Raw genomic sequence first — 17,378 nt, forward strand, 5'->3', positions numbered from 1 at the left:
CCCGCGGACATAAACGTGACGGGGGCAATCACTGGGCGCGTGGGGTGTCTCATGGCTGGGCACGCTGACATGGGCAACATCATCTATCGCTAACCCATCAATGAAAGTTGCGCCCCTTCGGCATGACCTTTGCGGTCTCCCCAGCATTCGCCTCAATGCTTGTTGATATCACTCGCCGTTCGATGGCCGCCTTTTTTAGGATATGCGTTATCTTTTTTCCACGCGGATCGGCCGTCGGCCGCATAGCCTCGTCGGCGCGTTCGCAAAGACCAAAGCGCTGCACCTCCTTCTGCAGAAGGCCGAGAGCGGGTGTCATATCTTCGATATGTTCGACAACAGTGTGAATGACGCCGCTCTGACTTTGCAATTTGCCATGGATTTTCACGAGCCGCGCCCCCATGACAACCGAGCGGTATTTCTCGAAGGCGTTTTTCCAAACGATAGCATTGGCAACACCCGTTTCATCCTCAAGCGTCATGAAGATCACGCCCTTGGCCGAGCCCGGGCGCTGGCGCACCAGCACCAGCCCGGCAATCGTCACCCTCTTTCCGTTCGGCACGGCCAGAAGATCGACATTGCGTGTAATCCCTGCTCTTTGGAAATCCTCTCGCAGGAAGGAAATCGGGTGCCCCTTCAGTGACAGCGAGAGATAGCGATAATCCTCGACCACCTGCTCGCCTGGCAGCATTTCGGGCAGTGTCACCCTCGGTTCGACTTGGAGATCGACATTCGACACCCGATCGAACAAAGGCAGCCTCTCTGCGGCACTTTTCACATCAAGCGCCCGCGCCTCCCAGAGCGCCTCTCGCCGCGACAAGCCGATGGAACCGAACGCATCGGCATCTGCCAGCCGTTCGATATCCGATTTTTCGAGGCCCGAGCGCAGCCATAGATCACGGATCGAGCTATAGCCGGCACCTCGATTTGCGATCAATTTCGCCTTTATCATGTCGCCGGAAAGGCCCTTCACCTGCCGCAAACCGAGGCGAACCGCCCTCTTCGTCCGGATGATCTTGTGCATGTCCCTGTGCCGGAAGTCGATCTTTGACTTGTCGAAATGCGCATCCTCCAAGAGGCAATCCCAATCCGAACGATTGATATCCACCGCACGAATTTCGACGCCGTGCTCCCTGGCATCCCGGACCAATTGCGCCGGCGCATAAAATCCCATCGGCTGCGAGTTCAGCATCGCCGCACAGAAGACATCGGGATAGTAGGCCTTTATCCAAGATGAAGCATAGACGAGCAACGCGAAGGAAGCCGCATGGCTTTCCGGAAAGCCGTATTCGCCGAAGCCTTTGATTTGATTAAAACACTGCCGCGCAAATTCAGACGAATAGTTTCTCGAAACCATTCCGTCGATGAATCGCTTCTCGAAATTGCCGATCGTGCCGGTTCTCTTGAACGTCGCCATCGCCCGTCGAAGCCGATCGGCTTCCGCCGGCTTGAAGCCTGCAGCGGTGATAGCAATTTGCATTGCCTGCTCCTGAAACAGGGGAACACCGAGGGTTCTTTCCAGCACCGCCTTCAATTCCTTGCTGGGATATTCGATGGGTGTTTTCTGCTCCCGTCGCTTGAGGTAGGGGTGCACCATATCGCCCTGTATCGGCCCCGGCCGGACGATTGCCACCTCGATGACGAGATCGTAGAATTCCCTTGGCTTCAGTCGCGGCAGCATGCTCATCTGCGCCCGGCTTTCGATCTGGAAGACGCCCAGCGTGTCGGCCCGGCACATCATCTCGTAAACCGGTTTGCCCTCCTCCCCATGCTCCTTGTTGCCGAGATCGGCGAGCGTTTTCTTCACATCGTAGTGCAGCTGAAGAAGTTCGAAGGCCTTGCGAAGACAGGTCAGCATCCCAAGCGCCAGAACATCAACCTTGAGAATCTTGACATTGTCGAGATCGTCCTTGTCCCACTCGATCATGTAGCGGTCCGGCATCGCCGTCTTCATGATGGGCACGACTTCGTCGAGCCGGTCCCGGGTGATGACAAATCCGCCGACATGCTGGGTAAGGTGGCGCGGAAAGCCGAGTAGCTCGGACGCATATCTGAGGACGTTCTTCGTCACCGGATCGCTCATGTCGAGACCGGCCGCCTTTGCATCGCGCTTCGACAGATTGTCTTCCGACCAGCCCCAGACGAGGCTGCTGATTGCCGATTGGACATCTTCCGAAAGCCCGAAGGCCTTGGCGACCTCGCGGCCAGCAGAGCGGGTGCGATAGGTGGTCACCCCCGCTGTCAGCCCGGCATGCTCTATACCGTATCTTTTATAGATGTACTGGATGACTTCTTCGCGCCTGTCGTGCTCGAAATCGACATCGATATCCGGCGGTTCGTCCCGGTCCATCGAGATGAACCGATCGAAAAGCAAGGTGGCCTTGTTCGGATCGACTTCCGTTATTTCAAGGCAATAGCAAATGACCGAATTCGCAGCCGATCCGCGGCCCTGGCACAGAACCCCGAGCTTGTAGCGGGCGTGTTGAATGATCTTGTAAACTGTCAGGAAATAGGAAGCGTAGTTTTTCTGCCTGATGAGATCCAGTTCATAATCGATCTGTGTCACGATTTTCTGCGGAACAGGCTGCGGGTGGTAGCGCTTTGCAGCTCCGGCCCAAGTCAACCGTTCGAGCGTTGCATACGGCGTTTCGCCAGGATCGTTTTCAGGCGGATAATTGTGCTCCAGCTCCTTGAGCGAAAAGGTCAAGCTGGAGAAGAATGCGCGTGTATTGTCGATCGCGTCGGGATAGTCCTTGAAGAGGCGCCCCATTTCCCGCGTTCCCTTGAGATAGCGCTCTGCATTCGGCGCCAGAAGGAAACCGGCTTCGGCAATCGGAACATGCTTGCGGATCGCAATCACGATATCGGAGAGAGGCCGCCGGTCTGGATGATGATAAAGAGGCTGATTGGTCGCGATCAGCGGAATGCGGTTGCGGGCGGCAAGCATGGAAAGGATTGCAAAAACCTGTTTGTCGCGGCCATCATAAGCCGGCGCTAGCGCCATATGGACCTTCTTCCGAAAGCGTTTTCGAAAACGCTGCAGGCAATTCTCAAATGCTAGCTGACCAACGGCATCATTCACAACGAGCCGGTCAGGAACAAGGGCGAGCATCATCTCGTCTCCCCATTCCATGATCTCCGCCTCGGTGAGAATGCAGGAGCCTTTCTCCGCCTCCGGCTTTAGATTCCCGGCGCTCAGAAGACGGCAGAGATGCGCCCATCCTCGCCTGTTTTGTGGATAGGCAAGAACATCCGGAGTTCCATCCGAAAAGACGAGACGCGCACCTGGCTGGATGCGGATTGGATCGGGAATGATCTGCTTCTTCTCGTCCTCTTCCAGAAGGCCGGCTTCCTTCCTGTCGAATTTTTTCCTGATCTCCTCCGCCTGCGCATGTGCCCGCACGACCCCGGCAACCGAATTCTTGTCAGCAATCCCGAGTCCGCCGAGCTTCAGGCAAGCTGCCTGCACCACCATCTCCTCGGGACTGGAGGCTCCTTCAAGAAACGAGAAGTTCGTTCTCGCACCAATTTCGAAAAATGCGGGCGTCGTGCTCATGCAAAGAGCCCATGCATGAACCAGCGAGGAGGAAGTTCATGCCCGTAAAAACCTTCGCGATAGATCCAGAAGCGGTGACCGGCATCATCCTCTATTCGGAAATAATCGCGTGGCTCGGCATCCGCGCCATCGGTCCACCATTCCATGGCAAGCCGCTCCGGTCCCTCGCTTCTTGCCACGCGATGCTGCATGCGCCGCCAGCGGAAGATTTGCGGCGGACCGTCAGGCACTTCGGCAAGCAGGGCCTCCACTTGCTCCGGCCTGGTAAAAAGCCGCAGGGGACGCTCACATCTGGAAGGAAAAGGATTTCCTTCCTCCGCCTTGCGGTGTGCCTGAAGGCCTTCCATGGCGGGAATTGCAATCGCCGCCCGCTCCGGCACATGGCTCTCGCGCAGTTGAAATCTCTGCAGGCAATCGGCGCCGAGGCGGGCTGCGATTTTGTCGATGAACGCCGCAAGCGATGTCTCCCTCTGTCGGCTTCCTTCGAAATCCCCCTGCGTCGCATTGAAGGGATCATGGCGCAGCACATTCAGCCGCAGGATTTCAAAGCCGTAGCCGGCATCGAGATCGTCGTGGATTGCCTGCAGACGCTCGCTGAAAAGCGAAGCGATATGCTTCGGATCCCTGAGAGGCTGCGAGGCGCCGACGGGAATCCTGAAGACCCTGCCGTCGACGCGAAACAGCACGAGTTCGAATACACGGCCGCCGGCGCCGCGTGCCTCAAGCGAGGCTTTCAGTGATTGGGCGATCTGGCCGGTGAGGGCGAGGATATCTTCTTCCGTACCGATCGGCTCTATGAGGCGTCGTTCGGCGGAAAGACTGGCAACGGGCCGCCGCGGGGAAACCGGCTCCTCTTCCACTCCAAGCGCCTGGTCGAGCCTGAGCAGGAGTTGCGCGCCGAAACGGCGGGCCAACGGCGCGCGTGGAGTAGACAGGAGGTCGACGATATATTTGAGGCCGAGCTTCTTCAGTGCCTCGACGGTCGCTTCCTCCAGCCGAAGGGCTGCGACCGGCAGTGGTGCCAGCACATGTTCCATTTGATCGGTTTCGATGACGCCACCATCCCCGAATCGGGAAACGGCCCAGGAAAGGCCCGGCGACGAAGAGATCGCGCCGCGGACATCGAACCCCATATGGAAGAGCCGGGAAAGGATATCCGTGAGCATGGCCCTTTCGCCGCCAAAGAGATGGGCGCAGCCGGTAATATCCAGAAACAGCCCGTCCTTGCCGTCGAATGCCACCAGCGGCGTATAACGGTCGCACCAATCAGCGATGCCCTCGAGAAGCCGACGATCGGCCGCCAGGTCTTCCTCGATGACATCCAGAAGCGGGTATATGGCACGCGCTTCGGCCACTCCCTGGTTTTTTTTCAGTTTGATCCGTTCCGCCACCTCGTCGAGCGCCGTTAGCCGCATGGCATTGTCGAGCCGTCCAGAACAGACGATCGGCGGCGCATCAGGGCGTCCGGCCGAACGCCAGGATAGACCCCACCTCTTGCGGGCGATCCTGTCGGTTGGAAGGTGGGGAAAGCTGAGCGACAGAATGCGCTGATTGCTCGCCTGGAGAACGAGTGCGCTCTGGTTGGCTAACGGGCAAAAACCGGCGGTCATGAGGGTTCCACTCCAGAAGAAAGGAGAGGGGAGCCGGGTTGCGGCTCTTCTCCAGGATGAGACGAAAAACCGGATTGCCGATGCCGCCATCTAACATCGAACCATCCGGCAGAGGCCGTGCGCTGGCTGGCGCAGGTTCGGCACGCAATCGGAAAATGGCGCTGCTCGCCTCCTCCTCGCCTCCCTGCCGCAACAGAAAAAGCGGGCGGCCGGAAGCCCTTGCCCGCATGCTCAATCGCCGGCTTTCTGTAAGACCGAATTGGACCGGATTGCCGCGCACCTCCAGGATCGTGGCTGGGAAGAGGCCGCTTTCGACAGCCGTTTCGGCAAGCCACAGCGCCTCTTCCAGCTTGTGTGGCGAGGCCATGAGAAAGCGTTCCGGCTCCAATCCGAAATCCTTGAGGCCCACAGCATAGGGATGCCCTGCTTCCATTGTGCATATTCTGTCACCAATCCAAAAAACCGGCATGCCATCCGCCGTCTCCTGCCGCTGCAGCCAGGCGGCTAGCGCCAGCACGAAACCGCTGGGGCCGGCCGCATCCCGCAGCATCGAAGACCGGACTTCGGTAATGCCGTTAAGCGGCAGACCGCCTTCAAGCGCTTCATCGAGAATGGGAATGTCAAAGGACAGACGCAGCGGCGTGTTTGCAGGTCTTAAATAGGTTTCATCACCAGCCGCAAAAGCTTCTTGCGCCGCCGCCGCAAGCGTCGGTGCCGGCTTGCCTTCGAGTTTCGCAATGGTTTCGCGGAGCGCACAAAGCTGCTCGCGCGCCACGGCCGTCTGCGCCACGACGTTCACTCCAAAGTCAGATTGTTCCTGTTATGTTCTTATGGATTCCAGAGCTTTCTAAAAGAGTCAACACCCAATTCTTATGAATTTATTCCTGCCTTTGATTCCACACTCGAAAATCACCCGCAAAGGTTCTATATGGGCGCCAAAGGAAGGGAATTTTCATGGCCCGCATAGACAAGAGCGAGGATTGGCGGGACCGCCATGCCCCAACGCTCAGCACATTCGAGTCCCTGGCGATGGACGCCTATAGCCACTTGCCGGATGAATTCCGCTCGCTCACCGACAATCTAACGATCGAAATCGAAGACTTTCCCGACGACGATGTTTTCGAGGATATGGCGCTGGAAACGCCGTTCGACCTGCTTGGCCTCTTCGAAGGCCGGGGTATTTCCGAGCGCTTCACGGTCGAGACCGGCGAGATGCCCAATCGTATCCGCCTCTACCGGCGTCCCATTTTGGATTATTGGGCGGAAAACGATGAAACGCTCGGAGACATCATCACCCATGTTCTCATCCATGAGATCGGTCACCATTTCGGGCTGAGCGATGACGACATGGAGCGGATCGAAGCGAGCGTCGAGGAGGCCGTCGAGCGCTGACCTATTGCTCGGAGAGCTTCATCTCCGGATGATAATCCTTGCCTTCGACCTCTTTGACGATCGCCTGGCCGGCAATCACCTGGCCGGTCTGAATATTGTAGGTCAGCGACGGTGCACCGTGAAGCGACCAGCCCTTGTTGAGCGCATCGGTTACGCGATGGCAGAACGCGGCGTCGTCCTGGCCGGTCAAAAGGCGATAGAGCTTCATGATAAAGGCTTTCGTTCAATAGTCTGGCGTTCGGAAATCAGGCGGGCTTTATGGACCAGGCTTTCCGCCTGGACAAGATGCAGCCGCTCAATCATCCGACCGTTCAAGGTGATGACGTTGAGACCTTCGGCCGAAGGATCGGCGAAAGCGGCAATGATTTCTTCCGCCTCCCGGATGGCAGCCTCATCGGGAGCAAAGTGCCGGTTGGCAGCCTCGATCTGCATCGGATGGATCAGCATTTTGCCATCGTAGCCCATGGCCCGGGCATGCGCGCATTCGGCCTCGAAGGCATCTACTTCCTTAAAATCATTGAAAACGCTATCGATCGCATCGAGACCATAGGCGCGCACGGCGAGGATGACCTGCATCAACCATGGCACGAGATAGGTTCGGCCCGGTTGAGGCAGAACGCCGGTCTCCTTGCGCAGATCGTTCAGCCCGACGACGAAGCAATCGAGTCTCGAGCCGAGGGTGCGGCCAGCCTCTGCGATTGCCGCCGCGTTCAAGATACCGCGCGGCGTCTCGATCATCGCCCAGATACGCAAGGTCTCTGGTGCATCCGCATCAGCAAGAAGGTCGCTCACGGCCATGACATCCTGCGGTTCGTCCACCTTCGGCAAAAGTACCGAATCTGGCCGAAGCGCCTGTACTAGCTCCATATCGGCATGGCCGAAAGCCGACGAAAGTGCATTGATGCGGATGATCTTTTCCTTGTTCGTAAGCGGCTTGCCCGAAAAGAAGGTTTTCAGGTTTTCGCGGGCCTCCTCCTTCTTCTCCAGCGCCACGGAATCTTCGAGATCGAAAATGACGGCATCGCAATCGAGGGCATGGGTCTTTTCGAGCGCTCGGAGATTGATTGCGGGAACGCTCAGCACAGAGCGGTGCAAACTGAAGGAACGGATGGGCGAATTCTGGCTCATCACGAATGTGTGCCAAGCTTTGTGAAGAGTGACAAGACAACAAAAAGCCATGCTTGACTTGCAGAAATAAAAAACAAGGACCACATTCCTTTCGAAGAAAGGTCTAAACTCATGCAGAATATACGCTCCATCTTCCTCATGCTGGCAGGGATCACTGTATTCGTGGCGCTCGCTGCTCTCACCTTTTCGGTGACGCTCGCCGTTGGCGGTATCCTGACCGTGCTGATGGCTGGCCGCGCGCTTTCGATGAAGATGAAGCCGGCGCCCGTCCGCGCCAAGGCTCAGCCAAAGCGCGAAATGCGCATCTGGAACGACGGCCGCGGCACGATCATCGATCTCTAAACGCGCCCCAAGATTCTCCTTCATTTTTACGGCGTTTTGCTCTATTGCCGGAGCAATCGTTGAAAAACGGCATACAAAGGCAGGTTTCCATGGAAAAGTTCGTGAAGCTCACGGGCGTTGCAGCACCCCTCCCGGTCGTCAATATCGACACGGACATGATCATTCCCAAGGATTACCTGAAGACCATCAAGCGCACCGGCCTCGGCACGGGCCTCTTTGCAGAAGCCCGCTACAACGAAGACGGCACGCCGAACCCGGATTTCGTGCTCAACAAACCGGCTTATCAGAATGCCAAGATTCTCGTTGCCGGCGATAATTTCGGCTGCGGTTCCTCGCGCGAGCATGCCCCGTGGGCGCTTCTCGATTTCGGCATCCGCTGCGTCATCTCCACAAGCTTCGCGGACATCTTCTACAACAACTGTTTCAAGAACGGCATTCTCCCGATCAGGGTCAGCCAGGAAGACCTCGACAAACTGATGGACGACGCTTCGCGCGGTTCCAACGCCATCTTGACGGTTGATCTCGAAAACCTGGAAATCACCGGCCCGGACGGTGGTTCGATCAAGTTTGACCTTGACGAATTCAAGCGCCACTGCCTGCTGAACGGCCTTGACGATATCGGCCTGACGCTGGAGAAGGCCTCTGCGATCGACAGGTTCGAAAAGTCAAACGCCGCGTCGCGTCCCTGGGCAGCTTAATCGCCCGAACGCGAGCATGCGATCAAGCCGGGCTTCTACCCGGCTTTTTCTTTGCTTCCAAGCCAGGATTCACATCGCCATCGTGAGGCAGCAAACCGTACCGATTCAGCCGTTCTGTTCCTTGAAATGGCGTCCGGCGGGGTCTAAGAAGCCGCAGCTTGTTTTTCCGCGGAGGGTTTCATGACAGCGCGCAATCTTTTCCTGCTGCCGGGCGACGGCATCGGTCCCGAGGCAATGGACGAGGTCCGCAAGATCATTGCTTACATGAACGAGGCGATGAACGCCGGCTTCGCCATCGGTGAAGGCCTTGTCGGCGGCAGTGCCTACGATGCGCATGGCGCGGCCATCTCCGAAGACGACATGAAAAAGGCGCTGGCGGCGGATGCCGTTCTCTTTGGTGCAGTCGGCGGTCCGAAATGGGACAGCGTGCCTTATGAAGTGCGCCCGGAAGCGGGTCTTCTGCGCCTTCGCAAGGACCTGGAACTCTTCGCAAACCTGCGCCCGGCAATCTGCTATCCGGCGCTTGCCTCCGCCTCCTCGCTGAAGCCTGAACTTGTCGAAGGTCTCGACATTCTCATCATCCGCGAACTGACGGGCGGCGTCTATTTCGGCGAGCCGAAGGAGATTATCGATCTTGGCAACGGCCAGAAACGCGGCATCGATACGCAGGTCTATGACACTTATGAAATCGAACGCATCGCCGGCGTCGCCTTCGAAATGGCCCGAACCCGTCAAAACCGTGTCTGTTCCATGGAAAAGCGCAACGTCATGAAGTCCGGCGTGCTCTGGAATCAGGTCGTGACCGAGACGCACAAGGCAAAATATTCCGACGTCCAGCTGGAGCATATGCTGGCCGATGCCGGCGGCATGCAGCTGGTACGTCAGCCCAAACAGTTCGATGTCATCGTCACCGACAACCTCTTCGGCGACATGCTTTCCGACGTAGCGGCGATGCTGACCGGCTCGCTTGGCATGCTGCCGTCTGCTTCTCTCGGTGCGCCGGATGGCAAGACAGGCAAACGAAAGGCGCTCTACGAACCGGTCCACGGCTCCGCTCCCGACATCGCCGGCAAGGGCATCGCCAACCCGATTGCGATGATCGCCTCCTTTGCCATGTGCCTGCGTTATTCCTTCAACCTCGTGAAGGAAGCCGACAATCTTGAGAGGGCGATCGCCAACGTTCTCGACAAGGGTATGCGCACGGCCGACATCATGGCCGAAGGCGCCAACAAGGTTGGAACTGTCGAAATGGGCCAGGCGATCCTTGCCGAGTTCAAGACGCTTTCTGCCTGATATTTCACGTGAAACGCTTCTCCGCCCTTCGTATCTATCGGTACGGAGGGCTTTTTATTGAAGGTATCAGTTCCGGTTCCTATGTCCTGCAAACGACGAAGGGCAAAACGACGAAGGAATGGAATGAGCAATACCGCCGATCACAAACCAGGCTGCCGATCCTATCTTTGCAAGCGCTACGACGCCCGACGCACGATCCATCGCAGAGTTCCCTGGAAGGCGTTCACGCTTTCCGCGATCAATGTGGTCGTCATTGCCTTTTTTGTCTTCGACAGACCGCTCGGACAGGCAGCCAAAAGCCTCTCGCCTCCCTTGGTATCGATCGCCGGCGACGTAACGGATATCGGCCGCCTTGCTTGGATCCTTGCGGGGCTTTGCACCGTTCTTGCTACCGGTTACGCCGTTCGCCGACGGCTTTGGAAGGTCCGCCGTCAATTCCGCATGGCCTATTTCGTCCAAATGACGGCATATGTCGGGCTTTCCGTCATCCTGGCCAGTGTCTGTGCCAACGCCTTGAAATTCCTGATCGGGCGGGCGCGTCCGCTTATCTATGAGCAGGAGGGCATTTTCAGTTTCTCGCCCTTGAACATGGATTTCCTGCATCAGAGCTTCCCATCAGGTCATTCGGCCAATATCGGCGCGCTCTTTGTGGCACTCATCCTCCTTTTTCCGCACGTCAGGCTCATTTTCATCGGTATCGGGCTCTGGCTCGGTGCAACCCGCATCATCATCGGCGTCCATTATCCAAGCGATGTCGTAGCGGGACTGGCACTCGGTGCCTGGCTCGCATTTGCCGTCTCAATCCTCTTTGCCCGCTTCGGCCTGGTCTTTGCTGTCGGTCGCGAAGGCTGGCCTGTGCCACGGCTCAGCAGGCTTATTTGAGTTCTGCGTAAAAAACTGTCGTTACCGTCTGCTGCCGTTGCTGTTGCTAAAACACTTTTCTAACGGATGACTTTTCGAGGTAGTCATGGATGACCGCGATCGTCTATTCGCGCTACGGGCTCCATTCAACCCGGGTCCTGACGGACGGCCGACGCCGAAAGGGCTTTTGCGGATAAAAAAACCGGCGCCTTTGGAAGGCGCCGGGTCCCGTTTCTCAATTCTGATGGTTTGCCTCAGTCCATCGTGCGGATATCGCGGTCTTTGGTTTCCGGCAGGAAAATCATGCCGATGACCAGGGTGATGCCCGCAAAGATGATCGGGTACCAGAGACCGTAATAGATGTCGCCCTTGAAGGCGCTCATCGCGAAGGCGGTTGCCGGAAGCAGACCACCGAACCAGCCGTTGCCGATGTGATAGGGCAGCGACATGCCGGTATAGCGGATACGGGTCGGGAAGAGCTCGACCAAAAGGGCAGCGATCGGCCCGTAGACCATCGTCACGTAGATGACGAGGACCGTCAGGACAGCGACGACGCCTACCCAGTTGAGCCTTGCCGGATCGGCAACCATGGTGAAAGCACCAGCGTTGGCGACCGTGTAGACAGCCATGTCGGTGACGCCCTTGGCCTCGTCGGCTGTCAGCAGCTTGTCGGTCACGAGCTTGGAGGCTGGGACCGTCTCCTTCTGACCTGCACGAAGCGCATCAGCATTGAGAGCCAGCTCCGGATTGGCGGCGATAAAGGCATCGAGCTTGGATTCCGGAACCTTGGCCGCACCGCGAACCAAGGGGTAGCCAGCGTCGCGAAGCGCGATGTTGATGCCCTTTTCGAACGCGCCGTTCATGGCTTTCGCCTTATCGCCAGCGGCAGCGGCATCATAGCTGGTAATCGTGTCGTCGGCGATTTTAACCGTGGCGGCTGAACCGGCGGCCCCGCTGACAACATCATAGGGTACCGAATTCTTCGTCAGGAATGAAGTGGCGATATCGCACGAGGTGGTAAACTTCGCGGTGCCGGTCGGGTTGAACTGGAACTTGCAATCGCCCGGTGCCGCAGTGACCGTTGCGCGGATCGTGGCCTGTGCCTCTGCAAGCGCCGGATTGGCGAAATTGGTCAGAGCCTTGAACAGCGGGAAGTAAGTCACCATGGCGAGCAGAAGGCCGGCCATGATGATCGGCTTGCGACCGATCTTGTCGGAAAGCCAGCCGAAGAAGACGAAGAAGCCGGTGCCGAGCAACAACGATGCAGCGACCATCAGGTTGGTCGACTGCGCGTCGACTTTCAGGATGTTCTGCAGGAAGAACAACGCGTAGAACTGACCGCAATACCAGACGACGGCCTGCCCCATGACGGCGCCAAAGAGCGCAAGCAGCGCCACCTTAGCGTTGCGCCACTGGCCGAAGGCTTCCGTCAGTGGCGCCTTCGAACCCTTACCCTCGGCCTTCATCTTCTGGAAAGCCGGTGACTCGTTCATCTTCAGACGGATCCAGACGGAAACGCCAAGCAGGACGACCGAGACGAGGAATGGAATACGCCAGCCCCAGGCGGCGAAATCGGCGGCGCCAAGCATGGACTGGACGAAGAGAATGATCAGCAGCGAAAGGAACAGGCCGAGCGTTGCCGTCGTCTGGATCCATGACGTGAAGAAGCCGCGCCGGCCATGCGGCGCATGTTCGGCCACATAGGTCGCTGCACCACCGTATTCGCCGCCGAGCGCCAAGCCCTGCAGCAGGCGCAGAGCGACCAGGATGATCGGAGCTGCAATACCGATTGACGCCGCACCTGGAAGGATACCGACTAGGAAGGTTGACAGACCCATGATCAGGATCGTGATCAGGAAGGTATACTTGCGGCCGACCAGATCGCCGAGGCGGCCAAAGACCAATGCGCCGAACGGGCGCACCAGGAAACCCGCTGCAAAGGCGAGCAGCGCGAAGATGTTTCGCGTCGTTTCCGGATACTGGCTGAAAAAGGTAGCGCCGATATAGGTGGCGAGTGAACCGTAAAGATAGAAGTCATACCATTCGAAAACAGTCCCGAGCGACGAGGCGAAGATGACCTTCTTCTCCTCGCCTGTCATCGGGCCGACTCTCGCGTCTCCGACGCTTGCGACATTTGCCATTGTCTGTCCTCCACAGAGTGATAAGCAACGAGACGCGCCCCAAGCTCTCCTCAAAGCATCCTTGGACGCAACTCGCCTGACGAGAGTGTGACAGAAAAGGATTCGGAGAAAGAGAGCGGCTTTGGGATTATGACTTTAGTCTAATGCCTATGCACAGATTGTCGCAGGCGAGGCTTCTTCCGGTTTGGGCCGCAACCTCTGCCCAAGTGCTCGACAGAGAGCAAGGTTGCAAAAACCTTGACTCCTGTGGAAAACCTTTTATGAGCAACGGCGGAAAGGAATATCCATGGTTCGCGACGAACACGCCATTGCTGCGCGCAATGATCTGGCACCGGGTGCCGGGATGGATATTGCTGTTCCGGTTTCTTCCAAAACCAAGGCCAAAACGACGACGAAAACCGTCTGACGTCTCTGGCCTGCCGCTCTCTCCCCGGCCCGGCTGGGGACAGGAAGCCGCGATCGTTTCGCGCCTTCCCCCTCACCGGACAGAGGAGAGAAGAGAAAGAGAGCTTGAAATGGGATTCAAAGTTGCAGTTGCGGGAGCGACCGGAAATGTGGGCCGGGAAATGCTCAACATCCTCTCGGAGCGCGGCTTCCCCGCCGACGAAGTCGTGGCGCTAGCCTCCGCGCGTTCGCAGGGTACGGAAGTTTCCTACGGTGACCGGACACTGAAGGTTTCCAATCTGGAGAACTACGATTTCTCCGATACCGACATCTGCCTGATGTCTGCTGGTGGCGAGGTGTCCAAGAAATTCTCGCCGAAGATCGGCCAGCAGGGATGCGTCGTGATCGACAACTCCTCCGCCTGGCGCTACGACGCCGACGTGCCGCTGATCGTTCCTGAAGTGAACCCGGATGCCGTGACGCAGTTCACCAAGCGCAACATCATAGCCAACCCGAATTGCTCGACCGCACAACTCGTTGTGGCTTTGAAGCCCCTGCATGACTTCGCCAAGATCAAGCGCGTTGTCGTCTCGACCTACCAGTCGGTTTCCGGCGCAGGCAAGGACGGCATGGACGAACTCTTCAACCAGACACGCGCCGTCTTCGTTGCCGATCCGATCGAAAACAAGAAGTTCACGAAGCGCATCGCCTTCAATGTCATTCCCCATATCGACGTCTTCATGGAGGATGGCTACACCAAGGAAGAATGGAAGGTTCTAGCCGAGACCAAGAAGATGCTCGACCCGAAAATCAAGGTCACGTGCACGGCGGTACGCGTTCCGGTTTTCATCGGCCATTCGGAATCGGTCAATATCGAGTTCGAAAACGAGATCACCGCCGATCAGGCGCGCGAGATCCTGCGTGACGCTCCAGGCTGCCTCGTTATCGATAAGCACGAAAACGGCGGCTATATCACGCCTTACGAATCTGCCGGCGAAGACGCGACCTATATTTCGCGCATCCGCGAAGATGCGACCGTCGAGAATGGCCTCAATATATGGGTGGTGTCGGACAACCTACGCAAGGGCGCTGCTCTGAATGCAATCCAGATTGCGGAGCTCCTCGTCAACCGCGGGCTGATCAAGCCACGCAAGAAGGCCGCCTGACACCAATAATTAACCATACTTTACTATCAGCCCCGCATATCACCTGATTATGCGGGGCTCCTACGAAAGCTGGCCGACGGCCATCAGGTTGCAAGGCCCACCGAAGGGTGATCGTGACAAAATTATCTGCTGCTGGCATTCTTGCGCGGCGCCAAGCTTGTGCAGATGGAGATCGGGGTTTCTTATGAGCATGACAAAATTCTTTGTGGCGGTCGTCGCTGCGGCGAGCGTACTCCAAGCTCTTCCGGCAGCAGCAAAGGCTGCCCAGTGCGGCAACAACAGCGCGGGTTTCCAAGCCTGGGTTGCAGACTTCAAGCAGGAAGCGGCCGCCAGCGGCGTCAGCCCATCGGTGCTAAACCGGGCCTTCGCCAATGTAAGCTATAATAAATCGACAATCGCAGCCGACCGTGGCCAAAAGAGCTTCAAGCTGTCCTTCGACGCATTCATGAAGAAGCGGGGCGGCGCAACGATCATCTCCCGCGGCAGAAGCATGAAACGCGCCAATCAGGGACTCTTTGCCTCGATCGAAGGCCGCTACGGCGTTCCGGCCGGTCCGCTTATTGCGATCTGGGGAATGGAGACCGGCTTCGGCAGTTATATGGGCAATCAGCATACCCTATCTGCCGTTTCGACGCTCGCTTACGACTGCCGCCGCTCGGATTATTTCACCGATCAGCTTTACGCCGCTCTGCAACTTGTTTCCGAAGGCTATCTGAACCCGCAGGCTCGCGGCGCGGCACATGGCGAAATCGGCCAGACGCAGTTCCTGCCGCGCAATGTGGTCCGTTTCGGAGCCGACGGCGACGGCAACGGCCGCGTCGACATGGTTGGCTCGCGCGCTGATGCCCTGGCTTCGACGGCAAACTTCCTTAGGGGCCATGGCTGGCAGCCCGGCGCCGGTTATCAGCCAGGCGAAGCGAACTTTGCAGCAATCGCAGGCTGGAACGCCGCAACGGTCTACCAACAGGCAATCGCTTATATCGGCCAGCAGATCGACGGCCAGTGAGCTTCCCGCCCGCGAAGGTTATACTTCCGGGCGGATAAAATCGAGCGTTTCCGCGTCCATCACCCATAGTTCACCGGTCGAGATATCGAACCACGCCCCATGCAGGGCGATCTTCCCCGCCTCTTCAAGCGCCTTGATATCCGGAAAACTTCTGAGGTTATTGAGCGAGTTGCGGATCGAGACGCGCTCGAGCGCCGTCTGGCGCTCAGCGGCAGTCATTACGTCATTGCTTTGGATCTGCTCGGCAGCGGGCCGGACGAGCGACATCCAGCGGCCAATGAAATCACCAGGCGACAGCGGTTCGGAATTGGGATCAAGCGCTGCGCGGATACCGCCGCAGCGGCCATGGCCCATGACGACGATGTCGGAAACCTTCAAGACCTGTACGGCGAATTCCAAAGCGGCAGATGTCGAGTGAAAATGGCCATCCGGCTCGTAAGGTGGTACCATGTTGGCAACATTACGGATGACGAAAAGCTCACCGGGGCCAGCGTCGAAGATAAGTTCCGGTGCTGCGCGCGAGTCCGAACAGGCAATCACCAGCGTATTCGGACTTTGCCCGTTTTCAGCCAGCATCTTATAGCGGTCGCGGGCGTCGGCGTACCGCCCGTTCATGAAGTTGCGATAGCCGTCCAGAAGTGAAGTTGGAAAACACTGCATGACTGTCGATTAGCGCGCAGACGCGGCAAGATCAACTGCTGCGCACGCGAAATGCGCAAACGGGCGCCCGCTAACTCTTCTTCCGTTGGGCGGGGTGCATGAGGCGGCGCATCTGCACCATGGCCATCGGTGTCGACAGGCTTGATGCATCGCTTGCGAGCGTAAGCTCATCGCTGCCGCGTTTGACCGCACGCACCAGCACTTCAAAGACGCTGGCTGTTGCAAGCTGCAGCGCCTTTTCGTCGTCCATCCCGGATAGGAGCCGCGAGAGGAAGACGGCCGCCAGCAGGTCGCCCAGTCCATTCGGCGGCTTGTCGACGACACGATGCTCGGCAAGCAGAGCATGGCGGCCGGAAAGATAGAGATTTCCGGTGCCCCCAGCCATCATCGCAATAGCGGAGGTGACAAGCATGCGGGAAGGACCGAGTGACAAAGCAGCCTCCATAACAGCTGTATTGTCCTCCAATGGTGCGCCCACCATCCAGGCCAGCTCATAGCGGTTGGGTGTCGCCAAAGACGCAAGCGGGATCAGATGGTCGCGGATCGCCTCCGCCGTCGCTTCGGGCACATAGAGACCTCCCAGATCGCCCATCACCGGATCGCAGACATAAAGCAGCTCGGAGTTCTTTTCACGCAATGCACTGACCAAACGGGCAACAGAACTAGCCTGGGCAGCGTTTCCGAAATAACCAGACAAGACTGCCTTCACTTCTCCAACCCACGGTGCACGGATGAGATCATCGATGGCGGCATCGAAATCGGCCTCCGCAAAAGTGAGCCGGGTCGAACGGCCATGACCGGGATGCCAAGGCAAAATGATCGTCGGCAGTGCCCAGACCTGATGGCCGAGCGTCTCAAGCGCGAAGACAGCGGCACGATTGCCGACCGAACCGCGAACGACATGGCTGGAGATGACGATCACCGTTCCTGCAGCACTATTATCCGGCATAGTCATTTAAACCCTGAATTCGATGCGCTGTTGATCGTCCTTTTGCCGCGCGCCTGTCAACCATTCTTCATCCATGCGTGGAAATCTCGGCGAGCTGAGAAAATCCAAGACCGGCCTGGGCTTTCCCATAATTGGAGAATCCCCTGAAATTCTACTGAAACAAGGTCAAAAACCCACAAAAACTGCGAAGGTGGA

The 17,378-nt window shown here is 57.8% G+C and carries 15 protein-coding genes and 1 pseudogene; 8 read left to right on the top strand and 8 right to left on the bottom strand.

Translation table 11 applies throughout. The features are described from left to right. Nucleotides 1–97: 97 nt before the first annotated feature. Genes RGR602_RS19905 through RGR602_RS38515 form a run of 3 tightly spaced genes read right to left on the bottom strand, consistent with a single transcriptional unit; the run spans nucleotide 98 to nucleotide 5,953 of the window. Complete coding sequence (locus tag RGR602_RS19905; protein WP_039846518.1) at nucleotides 98–3,553, bottom strand: error-prone DNA polymerase; 3,456 nt, start codon at nucleotides 3,551–3,553, stop codon at nucleotides 98–100. Further along, entirely contained in the window at nucleotides 3,550–4,968 is a 1,419-nt protein-coding gene (locus RGR602_RS19910) for a Y-family DNA polymerase (protein ID WP_039846519.1), read from the bottom strand. Before RGR602_RS19910 ends, RGR602_RS19905 begins: the two co-directional genes overlap by 4 nt. A gap of 40 nt (nucleotides 4,969–5,008) precedes the next feature. After that, the gene (locus RGR602_RS38515; RefSeq protein WP_039847050.1) at nucleotides 5,009–5,953 is read right to left on the bottom strand and encodes an ImuA family protein; all 945 of its coding nucleotides are present in this window, start codon (nucleotides 5,951–5,953) and stop codon (nucleotides 5,009–5,011) included. 164 nt (nucleotides 5,954–6,117) lie between these two features. Here RGR602_RS38515 and RGR602_RS19920 point away from each other — a divergent pair, with 164 nt between their 5' ends. Continuing rightward, nucleotides 6,118–6,555 (top strand): metallopeptidase family protein, encoded by a 438-nt coding sequence (locus tag RGR602_RS19920; RefSeq protein ID WP_039846520.1) that lies wholly within the window; start codon nucleotides 6,118–6,120, stop codon nucleotides 6,553–6,555. A 1-nt stretch (nucleotide 6,556) separates the two neighbouring features. Here the strand turns inward: RGR602_RS19920 and RGR602_RS19925 are convergent, their stop codons facing one another. Both RGR602_RS19925 and RGR602_RS19930 read right to left on the bottom strand, forming a co-directional pair. Next, nucleotides 6,557–6,763, bottom strand: a complete 207-nt coding sequence (locus RGR602_RS19925; RefSeq protein WP_022717565.1) for a DUF1737 domain-containing protein — start codon at nucleotides 6,761–6,763, stop codon at nucleotides 6,557–6,559. Next, entirely contained in the window at nucleotides 6,760–7,683 is a 924-nt protein-coding gene (locus tag RGR602_RS19930; protein WP_039846521.1) for an HpcH/HpaI aldolase/citrate lyase family protein, read from the bottom strand. Before RGR602_RS19930 ends, RGR602_RS19925 begins: the two co-directional genes overlap by 4 nt. A gap of 111 nt (nucleotides 7,684–7,794) precedes the next feature. Here RGR602_RS19930 and RGR602_RS19935 point away from each other — a divergent pair, with 111 nt between their 5' ends. The 4 genes from RGR602_RS19935 to RGR602_RS19950 all read left to right on the top strand — a co-directional run bounded on the left by RGR602_RS19935 (nucleotide 7,795) and on the right by RGR602_RS19950 (nucleotide 10,898). Then, a complete protein-coding gene (locus RGR602_RS19935) occupies nucleotides 7,795–8,025 on the top strand; it encodes a hypothetical protein (protein WP_039846522.1) in 231 nt (76 codons plus the stop codon). Nucleotides 8,026–8,114: 89 nt separating this feature from the next. Continuing rightward, complete coding sequence (gene leuD, locus RGR602_RS19940; protein WP_039846523.1) at nucleotides 8,115–8,723, top strand: 3-isopropylmalate dehydratase small subunit; 609 nt, start codon at nucleotides 8,115–8,117, stop codon at nucleotides 8,721–8,723. Between the two features lie 180 nt (nucleotides 8,724–8,903). Continuing rightward, nucleotides 8,904–10,016, top strand: coding sequence for a 3-isopropylmalate dehydrogenase (leuB, locus tag RGR602_RS19945; RefSeq protein WP_039846524.1), 1,113 nt, complete (start codon nucleotides 8,904–8,906; stop codon nucleotides 10,014–10,016). Nucleotides 10,017–10,139: 123 nt separating this feature from the next. Continuing rightward, nucleotides 10,140–10,898 carry a phosphatase PAP2 family protein gene (locus RGR602_RS19950; RefSeq protein WP_039846525.1) on the top strand — a complete coding sequence of 253 codons (759 nt, stop codon included), beginning with the start codon at nucleotides 10,140–10,142 and terminating at the stop codon, nucleotides 10,896–10,898. A gap of 233 nt (nucleotides 10,899–11,131) precedes the next feature. On the opposite strand, the gene RGR602_RS19955 is transcribed toward RGR602_RS19950, so the two are convergent. Continuing rightward, a complete protein-coding gene (locus RGR602_RS19955; RefSeq protein ID WP_039846526.1) occupies nucleotides 11,132–13,018 on the bottom strand; it encodes an MFS transporter in 1,887 nt (628 codons plus the stop codon). Nucleotides 13,019–13,224: 206 nt separating this feature from the next. On the opposite strand from RGR602_RS19955, the pseudogene RGR602_RS37360 reads away from it, so the two are divergent. The 3 genes and pseudogenes from RGR602_RS37360 to RGR602_RS19970 all read left to right on the top strand — a co-directional run bounded on the left by RGR602_RS37360 (nucleotide 13,225) and on the right by RGR602_RS19970 (nucleotide 15,574). Next, nucleotides 13,225–13,424: pseudogene (locus RGR602_RS37360) on the top strand (hypothetical protein). Between the two features lie 109 nt (nucleotides 13,425–13,533). Beyond that, entirely contained in the window at nucleotides 13,534–14,568 is a 1,035-nt protein-coding gene (locus RGR602_RS19965; protein WP_022717572.1) for an aspartate-semialdehyde dehydrogenase, read from the top strand. A gap of 184 nt (nucleotides 14,569–14,752) precedes the next feature. Beyond that, a complete protein-coding gene (locus RGR602_RS19970; protein ID WP_039846527.1) occupies nucleotides 14,753–15,574 on the top strand; it encodes a lytic murein transglycosylase in 822 nt (273 codons plus the stop codon). Nucleotides 15,575–15,592: 18 nt separating this feature from the next. On the opposite strand, the gene RGR602_RS19975 is transcribed toward RGR602_RS19970, so the two are convergent. Then, nucleotides 15,593–16,234, bottom strand: coding sequence for a carbonic anhydrase (locus RGR602_RS19975; protein WP_039846528.1), 642 nt, complete (start codon nucleotides 16,232–16,234; stop codon nucleotides 15,593–15,595). Nucleotides 16,235–16,304: 70 nt separating this feature from the next. Then, nucleotides 16,305–17,183, bottom strand: a complete 879-nt coding sequence (gene pdxY, locus RGR602_RS19980; protein ID WP_039847051.1) for a pyridoxal kinase PdxY — start codon at nucleotides 17,181–17,183, stop codon at nucleotides 16,305–16,307. Nucleotides 17,184–17,378: the final 195 nt, after the last annotated feature.

The organism is Rhizobium gallicum bv. gallicum R602sp, assembly GCF_000816845.1.
GTDB lineage: Bacteria > Pseudomonadota > Alphaproteobacteria > Rhizobiales > Rhizobiaceae > Rhizobium > Rhizobium gallicum.

Coding starts and splice junctions, on each gene's coding strand:
- RGR602_RS19905 (WP_039846518.1), bottom strand. CDS start 3,553: ATGAGCACGACGCCCGCATTTTTCGAAATTGGTGCGAGAACGAACTTC.
- RGR602_RS19910 (WP_039846519.1), bottom strand. CDS start 4,968: ATGCGGCTAACGGCGCTCGACGAGGTGGCGGAACGGATCAAACTGAAA.
- RGR602_RS19920 (WP_039846520.1), top strand. CDS start 6,118: ATGGCCCGCATAGACAAGAGCGAGGATTGGCGGGACCGCCATGCCCCA.
- RGR602_RS19925 (WP_022717565.1), bottom strand. CDS start 6,763: ATGAAGCTCTATCGCCTTTTGACCGGCCAGGACGACGCCGCGTTCTGC.
- RGR602_RS19930 (WP_039846521.1), bottom strand. CDS start 7,683: ATGAGCCAGAATTCGCCCATCCGTTCCTTCAGTTTGCACCGCTCTGTG.
- RGR602_RS19935 (WP_039846522.1), top strand. CDS start 7,795: ATGCAGAATATACGCTCCATCTTCCTCATGCTGGCAGGGATCACTGTA.
- leuD (WP_039846523.1), top strand. CDS start 8,115: ATGGAAAAGTTCGTGAAGCTCACGGGCGTTGCAGCACCCCTCCCGGTC.
- leuB (WP_039846524.1), top strand. CDS start 8,904: ATGACAGCGCGCAATCTTTTCCTGCTGCCGGGCGACGGCATCGGTCCC.
- RGR602_RS19950 (WP_039846525.1), top strand. CDS start 10,140: ATGAGCAATACCGCCGATCACAAACCAGGCTGCCGATCCTATCTTTGC.
- RGR602_RS19955 (WP_039846526.1), bottom strand. CDS start 13,018: ATGGCAAATGTCGCAAGCGTCGGAGACGCGAGAGTCGGCCCGATGACA.
- RGR602_RS19965 (WP_022717572.1), top strand. CDS start 13,534: ATGGGATTCAAAGTTGCAGTTGCGGGAGCGACCGGAAATGTGGGCCGG.
- RGR602_RS19970 (WP_039846527.1), top strand. CDS start 14,753: ATGAGCATGACAAAATTCTTTGTGGCGGTCGTCGCTGCGGCGAGCGTA.
- RGR602_RS19975 (WP_039846528.1), bottom strand. CDS start 16,234: ATGCAGTGTTTTCCAACTTCACTTCTGGACGGCTATCGCAACTTCATG.
- pdxY (WP_039847051.1), bottom strand. CDS start 17,183: ATGCCGGATAATAGTGCTGCAGGAACGGTGATCGTCATCTCCAGCCAT.